Origin of the sequence: Mucilaginibacter ginkgonis (assembly GCF_009754905.2) — a bacterium.
In the GTDB taxonomy this organism is placed as follows: Bacteria; Bacteroidota; Bacteroidia; order Sphingobacteriales; family Sphingobacteriaceae; genus Mucilaginibacter; species Mucilaginibacter ginkgonis.
This window is the reverse complement of sequence record NZ_CP066775.1, coordinates 919,979-936,313: the sequence shown is the minus strand read 5'-3', so window position 1 is coordinate 936,313 and position 16,335 is coordinate 919,979. Positions and strand designations below refer to the sequence as shown.

The window sequence follows — 16,335 nt, the reverse complement described above, 5'->3', positions numbered from 1 at the left end:
AGGGGGAGATTAGTGGGGGTTTAGTAGCCCCACTTCTTCATGATCTTTAGATCTTTTATGCAACAGTCTACCGGGTCTTTGCCCTGATAACTTTCCTGCTCTATCATGTAATGTGTGGTGCCACCTATCTTAGTGGCTAAAGCCAGGTTCTCTTTAACCGGTAAAATGCCCTCCCCTAAAATGCAGCTATCGTAGCCATCACTCATTTCGCCTTTGCCGTCGCTTTTAATTTCGTCCTTTACGTGCAGCAACTGGAACCTGCCGGGATACTTTTTAATGTAGTCCATTGCTTTTGCACCAGGGCCTACCATATTACCAAAGTCCATTTGCTGGGCAACCAATGATGGCTCGGTATTTTGAAGGATGTAATCATATAGGTTACCATCACCCATTTTTACCGTAAACTCAAAATTGTGATTGTGATAACCGAATTTCATTCCGTGGGCCTTACACAGCTCTCCGCTTTTGTTGTACAAATGCATTAACTTTTTAAGCGTTTCTGTATCGCCGCGAAGGTTTTCATCAAGCCAGGGATTGATCACAAATTGTTGGCCTACCAAAGCGCTATCGGCAACTGTTTGCTTCCATACGTCAGTGAAATCATTTTTTGCGCTATCCCACTCAGTAACTGAGAAACGGCTGTGGCCGCTAAGCATTTTCAAACCCAGATCATCCAATAATTTCTTGAAATCTTTTGGCGCATAACCGTAAAACCTACCATCATCGTATCCCGCATGTTCTACATATTTATAGCCGCCTGCAGAAAGTTTTTTAAGCGTATCGGCAGGGTTTTTTTGCATAGCATCCCTTACAGAATAGAGTTGCAGGCCGGTGTATTTCATTGGTGCTGCAAATGCATCTTTATTGATCAACGCCGCCCCGGCCACTGCCAGCGATGTAGATTTTATAAATTGTCTGCGTGTTGTATTCATCTTATTTTTCGATTGGGAAAGTTGGGAATAACAATGAGCTGTTGCTTACAAAGGCGAGGTGGCGGCTATCCGGCGCCCATGATGGTGTGTTAATAGTTCCCTGGCCGCCATATAAGTAGGCTACCACTTTGGGTTCGCCGCCGTTTATCGGCATCATGCGCAAATAAACGTGTTTGTAAAACGGATGGTCGCCGGCGGCAACCTCATTTTTAAGAAAGGTTACAAATACAATGTTCTTCCCATCAGGTGATATATGCGGAAACCAATTATTGAATTCATCGTGGGTGATCTGCGTTTGCTCGCTGCCGTCAGGCTTCATTCGCCATATTTGCATTAAACCCGTGCGTACGGAGTTGAAATAAATGTACTTGCCATCAGGTGTATACTCGGGACCATCGTCGAGACCTTTTGTATCTGTTAGACGCACCTCTTCGCCGCCCGCGACAGGTACGCGATAGACATCAAAATCCTTATTACGCATCCCTGTAAAGACAAGATATTTACCATCGGGCGACCAGCCATGCATATAGCTTGGACCGATAGGTGTTATGCGACGAGGTTCTCCCCCATTAATTGGTACAACCCAGCCAATGGAACCATCAGAGCCTGCAGTAGAACTGCTAATTGTGAGCCATTTGTTGTCAAAAGAAATAACGTGGTCGTTATTGTTTTGGTTAACCGTCCCGGTGTTTAATACTGCAGGTACATTAGTCGCCAGGTTATATTTATAAAGCAGGCCGTCCTTATTGTAGATCAAAGATTTGTTGTCGGCGGTCCAGTTTGGTGCCTGAATAGATTTATCAGACTGATAAATAATACGGCTGGTTTTGTTCCAGGTGTCTAATATTTCAATATCGCTGCCGATGTATTTCTGATAACCGGTCATGTTCTTATTGGCCGGCACAACTATCCGCACGTTGTTAAACTCTGCGGTCTCTACGTTCGCTGCGTTATGGGCACAAACAAAAAGGCCGGCGTACACATCATCGTTCAAACTAACGCTACGCAGGGTATCTGTCGTAAACGTTTCGCCGTTGCGGGCAACAGACATTATAAACACGCCGCCAATGCGTTCTAATTGAATTACATCTGCACCGTTGATCTTTGATTGCATTTCTTCGGTAACAGCACCTGCGGTTTTGCGGTACTGCATTGAAGTTAAGCCATTGGCATGCGCAACGGCAGACACATGGGCCGAGGCTTTATCGAGGCTTGTGCGGATCATCCATCCCCACTTGCTGTGCTCTTCCTTTGTTTTATTGACAAAAGCACCTGTCATACGCAATAGAAAGTCGCCGTGCATTTTCTTCCATACAAAATGGAACTCGTCTGCGTTGGCCCAAACATTAGCGCCCGAGCCGGCGATAACATAATTTTGTTCCCTTGGATGATAAACTACTGTGCCGGGATGTTTAACGGCGCCGATGTCGCTTTGCCCGTCAAAGATACCCGGTCCCTGGGCAAAGGACCGCGTTTGAAAAGAAGCCACAGCGACAATGCCGGCAGCAAGGCAACGGAAGATAGTTGTCATAAAGAAATTGAATGGTTTAATTGGTGAGGTCAATTTACATATTCCGTACAATAAAAAGCCTTTAGGCAAACATTTTATATGTTAGTGCCTTTTCAACCTACAATGGATATCAAAACCTACCCCGGTGACCCCTATCCGCTAGGCGCTACATTTAAAGAAGATGGTGTAAATTTCGCCCTGTTTGCACGCAATGCAACAGGCGTTTTAGTTTGCCTCTTTAATTCCGTAGACGATAAACAAGAATATGCCCGCATACCGCTTACTGAACGTACACACCAGATATGGCACGGCTTTGTGCCGGGCTTAAAAGCGTCGCAGTTGTATGGCTTTCGTGTCGAAGGCCCTTATGACCCGGCTAACGGTCAGCGCTTTAACGCCAACAAATTATTGATTGACCCATACGCGAAAGCTATTGCGGGCCCAATTGAATGGCACGACTCATTATTTGGCTATGAAGTTGGCCACCCGGATGAAGACCTTAGTTTTAATGATCTCGACAGTGCTCCTTACCTCCCCAAAAGCGTAGTCATTGACTGTAATTTTGACTGGGAAGGCGACAAGCACCTAAAGATCCCGATGACGGATACCATTATTTACGAGGCTCACGTCCGCGGTTTTACCAAATTGTGCCCGGATATTCCCGAAAATGAACGCGGTACCTACAAAGGTTTGGCCAACCCGTTCACCATCAAATACCTAAAAGACTTGGGTACAACAGCCATTGAACTGATGCCGGTGCACCATTTCCTGGCTGATGGATTTTTGAAGGCTAAAGGCTTAACCAACTATTGGGGATATAATACAATAGGCTACTTTGCGCCGGAGGTTTTGTACTGCTGCAACGGCGTGATGGGCGAGCAAGTGAATGAGTTTAAGCAAATGGTAAAGGACCTGCATAAAGCAGGTATAGAGGTAATATTAGATGTTGTATACAACCACACTGCCGAAGGAAATCAGTTAGGGCCGACGATTTGTTTTAGGGGAATCGATAATGAAGCCTATTACCGTTTGGTGGATGATAACAAGCGCTACTACATGGATTACACCGGGACGGGCAATACCTTGAATGCTAACCTGTCTTCAGTTTTACGATTGATCATGGACAGCCTGCGCTACTGGATCACAGAGATGCACGTAGATGGCTTTAGGTTCGACCTCGCGTCGGCACTCGCACGCGAGTTGCACGAGGTTAATCAGTTAAGCTCTTTCTTTGAGATCATTTACCAGGATCCTGTGATATCTCAAGTAAAACTGATCGCGGAGCCTTGGGACGTAGGCGAAGGTGGTTACCAGGTTGGAAAGTTTCCGTCGGGATGGCGCGAGTGGAATGGCAAATACCGGGATACGATACGCGATTTTTGGCGCGGCGAAGACGGTATGCTGGCCGAGTTTGCACAGCGCATTACCGGCAGCCCTGACCTTTATCAAAATGATATGCGCCACCCTGCAGCAAGCGTAAATTTCATAACCGCTCATGACGGTTTTACCCTTAATGACCTTGTAACCTATAACGAAAAGCATAACGAAGCCAACGGCGATAACAACACAGATGGCGGAGATCATAACCGCTCATGTAATTATGGTGCAGAAGGCCCAACGGATGATCACGGAATAAATACTACTCGCGAACGGCAAAAACGAAATTTTTTAACAACGATGTTTCTGTCTCAAGGGATACCGATGCTGGTGGCCGGCGATGAAATAAGCCGCACGCAGCTGGGCAACAACAATGCTTACTGCCAGGATAATGAGATATCGTGGCTTAACTGGAATACTGCCGACAAAAACCTGCTTAAATTTACGCAGCAACTAATAAAAATCAGGCAAGATCACCCCGCATTCAGGCGCAAACAATGGTTTTGCGGCCGGGACGTGGGCGAAGGCGGCATCAAAGACATTGAATGGTTTTTGCCTGACGGTAATGTTATGAGCGAGGAAAGTTGGCAGCAAGGTGCGGCTAAAGCTGTTGCGGTATTTTTAAACGGCGATGGCTTACAGGCACGCGATGTAAACGGCGAACAGTTGAAAGACGACGATTTTTACCTGATCTTCAACGCGGGTGCAGATCCCGTTGACTTTAAACTGCCGCCTTTGGCATATAGCAATCAGTGGCGTGAGTTGATCAATACCGCTAAAGAGCTGAATGACAATGAGGTCTATCAGCCTGAAGATGTTATTAATATCGCCGGCAGAAGTGTCGTATTATTATCGGCAAATTAGGGTTATCTGTTCGCGTACATTTAATATCCTGAAACAATTCCGGGCAACAAAAAAAGGGAGCGGTTACCGCTCCCTTTTTATTACATCTTTTTATAAGTTGTTTTGTGTTTTACGCGGTAACCCGAGTAGTGTTTGTGTTTAGGATGGAAGATATTGTGCACGCGCATACCTACAGTGGCCGTTCTGCGTACTACAACTTTGTTTTCTGTTTGATGTTCTGTTTTTTGTGCGAATGACATCGTCATTACACAGATCAAAACGGTTAGGGTTAAAATAAGTCTCTTCATGTTAATATGTTTTGCAATGCTAACATGCTCAATTACAAAATGTTTGTTAGCCTTAAAGGCAATATCAAACGGTTGACGCGCATTCAACTTTATGTTGATTTATATATTCGTCATAAAACTGCTTCTTCGCATCGTTATACTTGCTAACCGCCCCTATCGTATGTAAGAATTTGATATAATACCAGGCAGAATCTACCTGGTGTGGCTTAAAACCAGACCTAGCACTTTTAGGGTATAGATGATGGTTATTATGCCACTCGCCTGCTACAATACCGGGCCACAATTGATTGATAGACATATCACTGCGGTTATGGTCAATACCGTCACGGCGCCTATCCTCACCCTTACCATGCCCTTCATAATTAAAAGTGCGCACCCCAACGGCCCAAAATCCGGCTGCCGCGAATAACGCTACTGCTAAGGAAATGCCACCGATGAGGTAAAAAGCTGTAAACCAAAACGCCCAACTCAGCACCACTCCTACAACTGTGTTCAGCGGCTTTGCCAACGAACCATATTTTTGGTATTGCTCGTAACTATTTACTTTGACGCCGGTATGCTTCATCATATTAACGCATTTGGCGTAATCCTTTTCGCATAAACTTTTGCTTATGGGCTGATGGTTAACATCGGCCAGGAAACAATAAAAGAAACCGCCTTGGGCGTTGTATGGATCGCCGGGTTGGTCGGACTTGGCATGGTGCACATGATGCGAAACCACATAAATCTCTTCGGGAATGATCTTCAACGTCAGATTTTGCGTCACGAAACGCCAAAATTTATTGCGAAATGTGTAAGCATTATGTGTACAATACCTATGATGCCAAATAGTACCATGCGTACCCATTATGATCATACTGTAAACAAATGCTGCTATGAAGGTTGTAACACTTAGGTATTTAATTAAAAAAAGCACAAAGAATGGGACCAACATGGCAATTGTGAGCCAGCAAAAAAAGGAGAGCCAATTCTTCTTGTTCTGAAAAACGTTTAATCTGGAAAAAAACTCGCCTATCATTTGCTTCAGGGAAGGCTTGATCAGCTGTCCATAAGCATCTTGCCAACCATACGCAGGCGGCTCTAACACGGTGTCTAAAAATGACATCTGTAATTGGTTAAATCAGTAAATTAATTAGGGAATTAGGCTTAATCTTTGGAAAGGTAACTATAATAATCAGCATTGAAGGTCTGTCGCAGATATGATACAATTATATAATATACTGTTCACATCGCAAACTCAAAATTAACTGCTATACAAAACAATTTCTTTTTGTTTAATTTACGCTCTTTTAAAGACAATGGTTTTACGTTTTGTGATTTATTTATCATCAAATGAAAACGTTGCCTTTTTGAAGAGGGGTTCTCTCTTGAAGGATATTTCTTACGGTTAAGAAAATGTGTTACCTTACATTGTGACCCGGAAAATTATATATCCTTCAAAACTCGGTGGATCTACTATCATACCACTCGCAATGGTTGTTGGCTTCCTTATGTATCAATTTATTGCGGCTCCAATGCCAATATATGCTATTGTGCTATCGTTAGTATTCATGGTCATAACCTTATCAATGATTGGGTTCACACGTTACACCATTGACGGTATGAACTTAAATGTCAGGTGCGGTATCCTCATCAACAAAAACATCGACATTAATACTATTACCAGGATAACTGAAAACAACGGTTTTTTAAGTGCGCCGGCCTTATCGTCAGACCGGATAGAAGTATTTTATAATCGTTATGACAGCGTGGTTATCTCGCCAAAAAACAAAAAATTATTTGCAGAGCATCTTAAGCAAATCAATCCGATTATTGTTGTAGAATCATAATCATTATTTCGTTCTCATAATTAAGGTCAATTGAAGCATCTATTCCTATTCTGCACCGTTCTGTTTTTAGTCTGCAATGTTTTCGCACAGGAAAGGGTTACAGTAAAAAATAAATTGTCGGGTTCTGTGAGTGAACGTTATGAAGCCCTAAAAAGCGACAAAACAATTAAAGAGGGATTGTACATCGCGTTTTTAACGCATACCACAAACGCGCTTGCCAGGGGCCGCTACAAAAACAATATGAAAACGGGTTGGTGGGACTTTTATGACACCAAAAATAAGTTGCTGCAGCGTTACGACTTTACAAAGAACGCGTTACTGTTCGAAGCGCCGGAAGACACTGCATCGAACGCTCGCTACATTGTGGATGATAGCCTTAAGAACAGTCCGGTAACCACCAAGCCGATACGCATTGGCGACCGTTATTTTGGCTTCATCAACTACTTGAAGATCTTTAAACTGCCACAGGAATTGCGCGGTGCAGACAATGACGAAATTAATGTAGTATTAGAGATTTTGGTAAGCCCTTACGGCCGCCTGGCGGATTACAAAGTGCATTTAACAGGCTACAATTACAACCGTACACTAACTTTTAACCTTGATCTGTTAAGTGAAGAGGACAAGACTTTTTTACCCGCAACTATCAATAGCCAACCTGCAGCTTGCCGGATATTTTTAAAGGTATTTCTGACACCTAACGGCGACCTTGCCTTCGAAGAGAAATAATCAAATAAAAAGCCCCTCATGAAAGAGGAGCTGCTAAAATCTTAATGGCTGTGATGACCGTCCGCGCCGTGTGCGTGACCGTGAGAAAGTTCTTCGTCATTCGCAGGGCGTACATTTAATATCTGCCCTTTAAAATGCAACTCCTGCCCCGCCATCGGGTGGTTAAGATCGACCAATACCGCGTCCTCCGCTATCGATACTACCTGACCTTGAAAGCGGTGGCCGTTTTGATCTTGTAACGGAATGACCGCGCCAATGGCAGGAAGGCCCGCTTCTGTAAACATTTCTTTCGGCAGGTTGGCAATGGCTTCTTCGTCATGCTCACCGTAAGCGTCCGCGGCAGACAAGCGGAAATCGAAGCTATCACCTGTCGATAGTGAAGAAAGCTCCTCTTCGAATTTTGGCAGCATCTGGCCTGCGCCATATAAAAAGGTTAATGGCTGCTCTTCGGTCGTTTTTTCAACCAGTTCTTCGTTGCCATCTTTGTCAACATATAAATTGTAGGTCAGTGACACTACGTACTGTGGTACAATTTTCATTTTAAGTTTTAATGATTGTTTAGTTAAGGGATTACCCGCCTATTTGTTTTAGCGCATCAGAAACACCGGTTGCCGGCAGGCCGCAAGTTTTGTCTTTGCAGATGAAAATACGGTCGGTATTATTGACCCTGTTTTCCAGCAAAGGTAGATTTTCTTCCATGCCACCCAACATTATTTTATTTGGGATATAACGTCCCTGCATTTCCATGGCTACGGCTTTAAAACCCGGACCGGTTATGGCAATTTCATATGTACCGAAGACCTCTTCGAGCAAAAGCATGCACCAGTTTGAGTACACCGATCCGTACTTGCCCATATACGGCATCAGGTTGCGCAATAATTGCGAGGCAATTTCCCCGTAGTTGGCTGCCTCATAAAAAAGGTGCAGCTTTCTTAAGCACCTTGCCATAACTGAGTTTGATGCAGGTATTACACCGTCCATGATCTCACATTTACGTGCGATTAGATTCTCATCGCTTGAAGATGTATAGAAGAACATACCCTCGTTCTCATCATAAAAATCTGCTATTGCAGTATCTGCCAAACTTTTTGCTAAACCAAGCCATCTGATATCAAATGTCGACTCATACAAAGAGATGAAACCATCTATTACGTTAGCATAGTCATCCAGAAAAGCGATGGCGTTTTCAGAATTATATATGCGCTTCAGTTGGCCATTAGCAGTGATCAGATTGTCTTTTATGAAGCCGGCATTGTTAATTGCGAGCGACAGATAATGTTCATCGCCGAAAGCATTGTAAGCATCGCAGAGACCTTTTAACATCAAACCATTCCACGAGGCAATGATTTTGTGGTCAAGTCCGGGGCTTATCCGTTTAGCGCGTTCACTGAACAATTTTTGCTTAGCACGCGCTATCTTTTCAATCAGGTCATTCGCGTTCAGGCCAAACTTTGCTGCAAGTTGCGCATCGCTGTCTTTACGGTAGAAAACATTGGTATGTTCTTCATGCCAGTTACCGTCGGCAGTAACATTATAATAAATGTTAAAAAGTTCTGCATGTTCCCCAAGTACGCCGTTGATTTCTTGTTTGGTGAAGGTGTAGAATTTGCCCTCAACACCCTCGCTGTCTGCATCGAGGGCCGAGTAAAATCCACCTGTCGAAGATGTCAACTCCTTTTCCACAAAGGTTATTGTTTCGGCCACAACTTGTTTGTACAAGTCATCGCGCCGCCAGGTATAAGCTTCGGCATATAATGAAACTAGCTGTGCATTGTCATACAGCATTTTTTCGAAATGCGGTACATGCCAGCGGGCATCGACGGAGTAACGCGCAAACCCGCCGCCAATGTGATCGTAGATTCCGCCGTAAGCCATTTTTTTAAGGGTAAGTTTTACCGCATCGGCAACAGCTTCATCCTTCATCAAAAATGCGTAACGCATTAAAAACTGCCAGTTATTTGGCATCGGGAACTTGGGCGCGCCCATCGATCCGCCCTCCTTCATGTCGAAACGTTTACGCCAATTGGTAACTATAGTCTCAAGATCAGCTTTGGTATATTCAGGTTGTTGAGTAATCAGGTCTACCGACTCATACTGTTGTATGCCTTCAGTTAGCTTAACCGCGTATTCTTCTGCCTCGGCAGGTTTTTCGCGGTAAAATTCCGCGAGGTTTAACAGCAAGTTCGCCCAGTCATTTTTAGGGAAATAAGTTCCGCCGTAAATGGGCCGCTGGTCGGGCAAACAAATGCAGTTAAGCGGCCAGCCTCCCCTGCCGGTCATAAGCTGCACCGCGCTCATGTATATCTGGTCAATATCAGGGCGCTCCTCGCGGTCTACCTTGATACACACAAAATGGTCGTTCATTATTGTCGCTATCTGGGCATCCTCAAAGCTTTCGTGCTCCATTACATGGCACCAGTGGCATGCCGAGTAGCCGATGCTGACCAGGATAAGTTTATTCTCGTTCTGAGCTTTTTGTAATGCCTCCGGCCCCCAGGGAAACCAGTCGACAGGGTTATTGGCATGTTGTAACAGATATGGCGAGGCAGAGTTGGCAAGGCGGTTCATGCCGCAAAGTTAGCCTTATTGCTTAACAAACAGGCAGGCATGGCGATGGCCAGGGGGGCGGGATAAATAATACAATTTTTAAACAGACAATTTTTGGCAATAACCTGTACATCAACGTTTTGTTTAAATTACAACTGACATTAACCTGTCATCAATCATATTAAAAGTTATAAAGTCGCCTGTAATCGCCATAGCATCGCCATGCTTATCGCCAGGGGGTAAAAAGGAAAAAAGACTTCTATTACAGTTTGTCACGCCCTGCATAGATATTACAGCAACGCTGGTACAAGCCATTGGCGCAACTTTTTGTTGGCAATTTTTAACCGCGTGTATGCCCCAAGGTGCTAAGTAAAATAGTAATTTTGTTCCCTTAATTAAGGAGCAGAATTGGATTATTTAGAGGGTTTAAACCCTGAACAAAAGGGCGCGGTATTACAAACTAAAGGTCCGGTAATGATCATTGCCGGTGCGGGATCGGGTAAAACGCGGGTAATTACTTATCGCGTGGCGCACCTTATAAAACAAGGTGTGGATTCTTTTAACATACTGGTATTAACCTTTACCAATAAGGCAGCCCGCGAAATGCGCGACCGTATCACCCAAGTGGTGGGCCCGGAAGCTAAAAACCTTTGGATGGGTACTTTCCACTCAGTTTTTGCAAAGCTGCTGCGGGTAGAGGCCGCCAAGATCGGCTATCCAAGCAACTTTACCATTTACGATACTGATGACAGTAAAAGCGTTTTAAGGGCCATTTTAAAAGAGATGAACCTTGACGACAAGCTCTACAATGCCAACTTTGTTTACAACCGTATATCGGCGGCGAAAAATAATCTTGTTGGCCCGGCAGAATATAGCAGCAATGAACAGATCCAGGCCGACGATTTTTCACAAGGGCGCGGGCATTTAGGCAAGGTTTATGAAACTTATGCGGCCCGTTGCTACCGTGCCGGCGCTATGGATTTTGATGATCTATTGTACAAAACTAACGAGCTTTTAAAAGATCACCCCGAAACACTGTATAAGTACCAGAACAAGTTTAAATACCTGATGGTGGATGAGTACCAGGATACCAACTTTTCGCAGTACCTCATCGTAAAAAAACTGGCTGCCATTAACGAGAATATTTGTGTAGTGGGCGATGATGCGCAAAGTATCTACGCCTTCCGCGGCGCCAACATTCAAAACATCCTGAACTTCGAGAAGGATTACCCCGATCTGAAGATATTTAAACTGGAGCAAAATTACCGGTCTACGCAGAACATTGTAAACGTTGCCAACAGCATTATTGCCAATAACAAAGAACAGCTTAAAAAGAATGTTTTCTCCCAAAAAGAAAGCGGCGATAAGATAAAGGTGATGCGCGCCTTTAGCGATAACGAAGAAGGCAAAATGGTTGCCGAAGGTATTTGGGCCGATCAAACCGGCCGCGGACTAAAGTGGAACGACTTTGCCATTTTGTACCGCACCAATGCGCAGTCGCGGTCTATGGAAGAGGCCTTGCGCAAGCTGAACATTCCGTATAAGATTTATGGTGGCTTGTCATTCTACCAGCGCAAAGAGATTAAAGACCTGATCGCTTATTTCAGGTTAACCTTTAACCCAAATGATGAGGAAGCCCTAAAACGTGTGATCAATTACCCGCGGCGCGGTATTGGCGATACCACTGTTGACCGCATCATACTGAGCGCTGACCAGAATGGCATTACCCCTTTCGAGGTAGTTATTAATCCGTCGAGATATCTCGATGGCCGCAGTTCTACAGCGGTTGGCAACTTTGGTACCATGATCCAGAGCTTCCAGGTGATCACCAAAACGTTATCGGCTTATGACGCTGCTTTGCACATCGCGCAGCACTCGGGCTTATTAAAAGACCTGTACGAAGATAAATCTGTTGAAGGCCTAAACCGCTATGAGAACATTCAGGAATTGCTCAACGGTATCAAAGAGTTTTCTGAACGTGAGGATATCGAGGAAAAAGGACTGGATGTATTTATGCAGGATGTAGCCCTGCTTACTAATGACGACAATGATAAAAACAAGGATGCCGATACAGTATCATTAATGACCATACATAGCAGCAAGGGCCTGGAATTTAAGCAAGTAAATGTTGTTGGTTTAGAAGAAAACCTTTTTCCATCGCAAATGTCGCTCAATTCGCGCAGCGACCTTGAAGAAGAGCGCCGGCTATTTTATGTGGCTGTAACCCGGGCGGAAAGCAAGCTCACCATCAGCTATGCTACTTCCCGTTTTAAATTCGGCACGTTGATCAGCTGCGAACCGAGCCGATTTTTGGATGAAATAGATGCCCAATACCTCGAGCTGGATTTCACAGCCAAGCCGGCGCCAACTGCAAATCCATTTTTTGATGACGACCGTAAAGCCTGGAGCCGCAACACCGATAGCTTCTCCAAGCCTAAACCTGCGGCGGTAAAAACTACGTCTATCTTAGCTAAGGCACACGTTCCGTCTGAAGGCTTTGCACCTTCCGACACATCAAAACTGCAAGTTGGTATGGAAGTGGAGCATGAACGTTTTGGCTATGGTAAAGTGCAGGTATTAGAAGGCTACAAACCCGACGTAAAAGCAACCATCTTCTTTAAAGAAATAGGCCAAAAGCAACTGCTGCTTAAGTTTGCCAAGCTGCGGATTGTGGAAGACTAATTGGGGAATTCTCAAAAAATTCCCCACTCATTTGCAGGGCATTGGGAAAGCAAATACCCACTTTAAATTAGTTAAACCCTGTTTTTGAAGCAATTACGCTGTTTTTAGCACTGGCACTCAGTTTGGTTAGTAGAACATACCCTTTCTACTAATAAACTAAACTAATGAGCACTCCTAAAGAAAACACTAACAAAGCGATAGGCAAAAACATTCGCGTTTTACGTCGCAACCGCAACTGGAGCCAGGACGATGTAGCGTCGAGACTTGGCATTTCTGTGCCTGCTTTTTCTAAAATAGAAACAGGTGTTACAGATATCAACTTGTCAAGGCTTGAGCAAATTGCACAGATCTTTGAAGTTGGCGTTCCTCATTTAATTACGTTACAGGAAGAGCGCGCAGAACCGCAATTGATACAGTTAAACTTTGTACAAAAACGTTTGCAAGACCGCGAGTCTGAGATTGCTAAGCTGCGCCGCAAAGTAATTGAGCTTTACGAAGAAGTATATATCATCCCGGCCATGGCCGTATAAATAACCGCTCCTAAAAAGGTTATCTTATTGTACTTATAAAGTGTCAGGTTTTTGCAACACTTTGTAAGTACATTTTTTTTGCACCGGTCTGGTCACCCTCGTTTAAATATTTCGTTTCGATTAAATTTTACTACTCAAGATAAAATTTTCGTTCTAAAAATTAACAGATTGCTTCCGCCGGCGTTAGTTGTGTAAACACCTATTAGTGGTTTGATAATTGTGTCTTATCTGAGAGACTAAAACCGACCATATGTCTAACTACATGATATCGCTTCCTGCAAGCACTGCTACGGCAACTAAGAAAGGTACTATTCATGACCCAAAGTCGAACCTAAAGGTTGGTGCCTTTAAGTTTACAAAGTCGAAGTTTAAACCGCGAAAGGGCGAGGTTCAATACTTCGTTACGGCAGGCAAAAAAACCTTCGCCTTTGAAACTGAAGGATTTAAGAAGGGCCACCGTCAGGTATTGATACTTGAGATGATCGCCCGTTTTTGCGTTTATATAGGCCTTATCGGCGCTAAAATACACTCTTCGTTACCATCATTCGGGTAACATGCTGGTGCGTTCGGGGTCGTGCAGCATATCGCTCATATCCATGATCTTGTTGTCGATCTCAGACACGCACTTATCCATCATATTAAAGCATTCCTCTTTATTAACCAATCCTTCTTTCTCCAGGTTAATTAACCCCTTAAGTGTGGCAATAGGGCCTCGTATTTGATGCGAGAGATAAGACGAGTATTCTGATAACTTTTTATTCTTCACCTGCAGGTCTTTGGTACGCTCATCTATGATCTCTTCAAGGTGATGATTAACACGATCCAGGTTGTCCTTTTGCCGCGATACTTCGGAGTTAAGATCTGTTAACCGCTGGTTAGTTAACGCCTTACGTTTAATGTTATTGGTAAGCAAGATTATCACAACCACAAGCAGTATAGCCACCGCGGTGACACCGAAAAAGAAATAACGGTCGTTCTTTTGCTTCAATATTGTATTAGCATTTTCCTGCTCTTTAGCCTCTGCACGGTGCTTTATCTGCAGCAATTTTATACGGGCAGAAACATAGTTCTGGAAGTCTGTACTGTCTTTGGTATAGATCTTCTGTAAGTATCTTAACGCTTTCTCGTAGTTCTTACGTCTGACCTCAAGCTGATAAGATGTGTACGTAAAGTCTGACAATAACTGTTTGCCTTTGACAATTTCGGCATAGCTTATACCTTCTTCTACGAATTTTTCGGCTTTATCAAAGTCGCCTTTAGCAATGTAAAGCGATGATAAGGTAAGGTCTATACTGGCAATTTGCTGCGGCATGTTAGCCGCCTTAGTGGCTTCATTACTTTTAAGAAGCAGGTTCTCTGCTTTGTCATATTGACCGAGATTAAAATAGATAACCCCGATATTCTGCATGCAGGTTACCTCAAATTCCTGGTTTTTTAACTTTTTAAACAGCTCGTCGCTTTTCTGATAGTTGGTTAACGCCGCGTAGAAATTTTTCTGGCGGTAATAAACGTTACCAATATTTAAATATAAAGAAGCGATAAGGTTTTCATTGTTCAGCGCCTGAGCTATCTGAAGTGATTTGCGCAGATACTCAAGGGCTTTCTCAAAATCGTTATCACGATACAGGTTGCCGATATTATTATAGACTTTTGCCTGGCCCGATAAATTTTTTGTAGCTAAAAAATAGGTTAGAGCGTTAAGGTAACTTTCTATCGCTTTCTCCGGCTCGTCATTGTAAGAGCGCCCTACGCCAATCACCCTATACGACTCGCCAATGCCGTTTTGAAACTTTAAATCCTGTGCAAGCTTTAATGCTTTGGTACCCATGGCAATGGTCTGTTCGGGGTCAGATTTACGCATCGCGTAACCATCGTCATTTAATTTGTTTACTTGTGCAGTATCAGATGTAACTTCTTCTGTATAACTTGCGTATACAGGAAATAAACAAATAGTAAAAAGTATCAGGAGTAAAAGTTTTTTCATTTATTCACTTATACGTACAAATTATGTTGAAAGTTATAAAAAATTAACAATAATCCAATTCATGCTATTCACGGGGTGAAATAGTACGGTCCAAAAAAATTTATTTTTTTTGGCTATTGGGAAAACATTATTACATTTGCATTGTTAAGTATCTGATTATCAGACAGTTAATAATCGTAGTTTTATATATTTAAATTTTTACCAGCTGATTGATCAGCGTGTTTTACTTGCGAAAAGACATTGGTGAAATTTGAAAAAATAAGACGTGAGCGCATAAAAAGAACGGAAAATTGAGGCTTTTGCCCGAGGCGTTAAATAAAACAAAGGAAGCAGTCAATGACGCTTTCACCGCCGGCAGAGCAAATACGAGTGAAGAAAAAAAGATTTTAAGCAGAAAAAAAAAATAAAACCATGAAAAAATTCATCATTACAACAGGCATTATGCTGGCAGCATCGCTAAGTTTTTATGCTAAACAGACCGTGAATTCTGACACCGTGGAAGTATTGAAGGCGCAAAAATTAAGCGCCGCAGCAAATCTGGACATGCCTTTTAACCGCGGCCACAAAATGGACATAGGCCAGGCAGACGCAGGTAACTAATTAACAAGAGCAATCACAACCAGGAAAATATTTAAGCAATGAAAAAAATCATTATCACCACAGCAGTAGTAGTAACCGCATCTGTCGGCTTTTATATCAACGAAGGTGGTTCGAAATCCAATTTAAAAAGCGCCATAAAAAAGGGCGTTAACTACGAAACCATGTTAGACCTTGGCGCTGTAAGCGGCCACCGCTTAGACATTGCCCAGGCAGACATCAACTAAAAAGTAATCATCAAACAGATCATAAAATATTAAAAATATAAAGTCATGAAAAAATTCATCATCGCAGCAGCAATCACTTTAACAGCTTCTTTAAGCTTCATCACTTATCAAAACAACGCGGTTGCCCGCACTAACGCTCACGCAGAGAAACTGATCAGCAACAACGACCAAGCCGACTTTGCACCTGCGCATAGCAACAGAATGGATATTGGCCAGGCAGATATTAAATAAGTATCACACAAC

The 16,335-nt window shown here is 43.3% G+C and carries 16 protein-coding genes; 9 read left to right on the top strand and 7 right to left on the bottom strand.

The window, feature by feature from the left end; genetic code table 11:
* Positions 1-20: 20 nt before the first annotated feature.
* The gene (locus GO620_RS04270) at positions 21-932 is read right to left on the bottom strand and encodes a sugar phosphate isomerase/epimerase family protein (protein ID WP_157526567.1); all 912 of its coding nucleotides are present in this window, start codon (positions 930-932) and stop codon (positions 21-23) included.
* Between the two features lies 1 nt (position 933).
* Positions 934-2,463, bottom strand: coding sequence for a TolB family protein (locus GO620_RS04265; protein ID WP_157526566.1), 1,530 nt, complete (start codon positions 2,461-2,463; stop codon positions 934-936).
* A gap of 102 nt (positions 2,464-2,565) precedes the next feature.
* On the opposite strand from GO620_RS04265, the gene glgX reads away from it, so the two are divergent.
* Positions 2,566-4,683, top strand: coding sequence for a glycogen debranching protein GlgX (glgX, locus tag GO620_RS04260; protein ID WP_157526565.1), 2,118 nt, complete (start codon positions 2,566-2,568; stop codon positions 4,681-4,683).
* A gap of 80 nt (positions 4,684-4,763) precedes the next feature.
* Here the strand turns inward: glgX and GO620_RS17190 are convergent, their stop codons facing one another.
* The gene (locus tag GO620_RS17190) at positions 4,764-4,970 is read right to left on the bottom strand and encodes a hypothetical protein (RefSeq protein WP_157526564.1); all 207 of its coding nucleotides are present in this window, start codon (positions 4,968-4,970) and stop codon (positions 4,764-4,766) included.
* A 64-nt stretch (positions 4,971-5,034) separates the two neighbouring features.
* Positions 5,035-6,075, bottom strand: coding sequence for a fatty acid desaturase (locus GO620_RS04255; protein ID WP_157526563.1), 1,041 nt, complete (start codon positions 6,073-6,075; stop codon positions 5,035-5,037).
* A gap of 445 nt (positions 6,076-6,520) precedes the next feature.
* Here GO620_RS04255 and GO620_RS04250 point away from each other — a divergent pair, with 445 nt between their 5' ends.
* The gene (locus GO620_RS04250; protein ID WP_200230654.1) at positions 6,521-6,799 is read left to right on the top strand and encodes a PH domain-containing protein; all 279 of its coding nucleotides are present in this window, start codon (positions 6,521-6,523) and stop codon (positions 6,797-6,799) included.
* A gap of 126 nt (positions 6,800-6,925) precedes the next feature.
* Complete coding sequence (locus GO620_RS04245) at positions 6,926-7,525, top strand: hypothetical protein (protein WP_157526561.1); 600 nt, start codon at positions 6,926-6,928, stop codon at positions 7,523-7,525.
* Between the two features lie 41 nt (positions 7,526-7,566).
* On the opposite strand, the gene GO620_RS04240 is transcribed toward GO620_RS04245, so the two are convergent.
* Both GO620_RS04240 and GO620_RS04235 read right to left on the bottom strand, forming a co-directional pair.
* Positions 7,567-8,064: an FKBP-type peptidyl-prolyl cis-trans isomerase gene (locus GO620_RS04240; protein ID WP_157526560.1), complete on the bottom strand. Its 498-nt coding sequence runs from the start codon at positions 8,062-8,064 to the stop codon at positions 7,567-7,569.
* Between the two features lie 31 nt (positions 8,065-8,095).
* On the bottom strand, positions 8,096-10,093 hold the full coding sequence (locus GO620_RS04235; protein ID WP_157526559.1) for a thioredoxin domain-containing protein: 1,998 nt from the start codon (positions 10,091-10,093) through the stop codon (positions 8,096-8,098).
* Between the two features lie 387 nt (positions 10,094-10,480).
* On the opposite strand from GO620_RS04235, the gene GO620_RS04230 reads away from it, so the two are divergent.
* The 3 genes from GO620_RS04230 to GO620_RS04220 all read left to right on the top strand — a co-directional run bounded on the left by GO620_RS04230 (position 10,481) and on the right by GO620_RS04220 (position 13,837).
* Positions 10,481-12,754 carry an ATP-dependent helicase gene (locus GO620_RS04230; RefSeq protein WP_157526558.1) on the top strand — a complete coding sequence of 758 codons (2,274 nt, stop codon included), beginning with the start codon at positions 10,481-10,483 and terminating at the stop codon, positions 12,752-12,754.
* Between the two features lie 164 nt (positions 12,755-12,918).
* Positions 12,919-13,284 (top strand): helix-turn-helix domain-containing protein, encoded by a 366-nt coding sequence (locus tag GO620_RS04225; protein ID WP_157526557.1) that lies wholly within the window; start codon positions 12,919-12,921, stop codon positions 13,282-13,284.
* Positions 13,285-13,534: 250 nt separating this feature from the next.
* Complete coding sequence (locus GO620_RS04220; protein ID WP_157526556.1) at positions 13,535-13,837, top strand: hypothetical protein; 303 nt, start codon at positions 13,535-13,537, stop codon at positions 13,835-13,837.
* Here GO620_RS04220 and GO620_RS04215 read toward each other — a convergent pair.
* Positions 13,826-15,268: a tetratricopeptide repeat protein gene (locus GO620_RS04215; RefSeq protein ID WP_157526555.1), complete on the bottom strand. Its 1,443-nt coding sequence runs from the start codon at positions 15,266-15,268 to the stop codon at positions 13,826-13,828. The two genes, GO620_RS04220 and GO620_RS04215, sit on opposite strands and share 12 nt — an antisense overlap.
* 411 nt (positions 15,269-15,679) lie before the next feature.
* Between GO620_RS04215 and GO620_RS04210 the strand changes: the two genes are divergently transcribed.
* The 3 genes from GO620_RS04210 to GO620_RS04200 are packed head-to-tail and all read left to right on the top strand — an operon-like array spanning position 15,680 to position 16,323.
* Positions 15,680-15,868: a hypothetical protein gene (locus GO620_RS04210; protein WP_157526554.1), complete on the top strand. Its 189-nt coding sequence runs from the start codon at positions 15,680-15,682 to the stop codon at positions 15,866-15,868.
* Between the two features lie 38 nt (positions 15,869-15,906).
* A complete protein-coding gene (locus GO620_RS04205) occupies positions 15,907-16,092 on the top strand; it encodes a hypothetical protein (protein WP_157526553.1) in 186 nt (61 codons plus the stop codon).
* Positions 16,093-16,137: 45 nt separating this feature from the next.
* Complete coding sequence (locus GO620_RS04200) at positions 16,138-16,323, top strand: hypothetical protein (protein WP_157526552.1); 186 nt, start codon at positions 16,138-16,140, stop codon at positions 16,321-16,323.
* Positions 16,324-16,335: the final 12 nt, after the last annotated feature.

Coding starts and splice junctions, on each gene's coding strand:
- GO620_RS04270 (WP_157526567.1), bottom strand. CDS start 932: ATGAATACAACACGCAGACAATTTATAAAATCTACATCGCTGGCAGTG.
- GO620_RS04265 (WP_157526566.1), bottom strand. CDS start 2,463: ATGACAACTATCTTCCGTTGCCTTGCTGCCGGCATTGTCGCTGTGGCT.
- glgX (WP_157526565.1), top strand. CDS start 2,566: ATGGATATCAAAACCTACCCCGGTGACCCCTATCCGCTAGGCGCTACA.
- GO620_RS17190 (WP_157526564.1), bottom strand. CDS start 4,970: ATGAAGAGACTTATTTTAACCCTAACCGTTTTGATCTGTGTAATGACG.
- GO620_RS04255 (WP_157526563.1), bottom strand. CDS start 6,075: ATGTCATTTTTAGACACCGTGTTAGAGCCGCCTGCGTATGGTTGGCAA.
- GO620_RS04250 (WP_200230654.1), top strand. CDS start 6,521: ATGGTCATAACCTTATCAATGATTGGGTTCACACGTTACACCATTGAC.
- GO620_RS04240 (WP_157526560.1), bottom strand. CDS start 8,064: ATGAAAATTGTACCACAGTACGTAGTGTCACTGACCTACAATTTATAT.
- GO620_RS04235 (WP_157526559.1), bottom strand. CDS start 10,093: ATGAACCGCCTTGCCAACTCTGCCTCGCCATATCTGTTACAACATGCC.
- GO620_RS04225 (WP_157526557.1), top strand. CDS start 12,919: ATGAGCACTCCTAAAGAAAACACTAACAAAGCGATAGGCAAAAACATT.
- GO620_RS04220 (WP_157526556.1), top strand. CDS start 13,535: ATGTCTAACTACATGATATCGCTTCCTGCAAGCACTGCTACGGCAACT.
- GO620_RS04215 (WP_157526555.1), bottom strand. CDS start 15,268: ATGAAAAAACTTTTACTCCTGATACTTTTTACTATTTGTTTATTTCCT.
- GO620_RS04210 (WP_157526554.1), top strand. CDS start 15,680: ATGAAAAAATTCATCATTACAACAGGCATTATGCTGGCAGCATCGCTA.
- GO620_RS04205 (WP_157526553.1), top strand. CDS start 15,907: ATGAAAAAAATCATTATCACCACAGCAGTAGTAGTAACCGCATCTGTC.
- GO620_RS04200 (WP_157526552.1), top strand. CDS start 16,138: ATGAAAAAATTCATCATCGCAGCAGCAATCACTTTAACAGCTTCTTTA.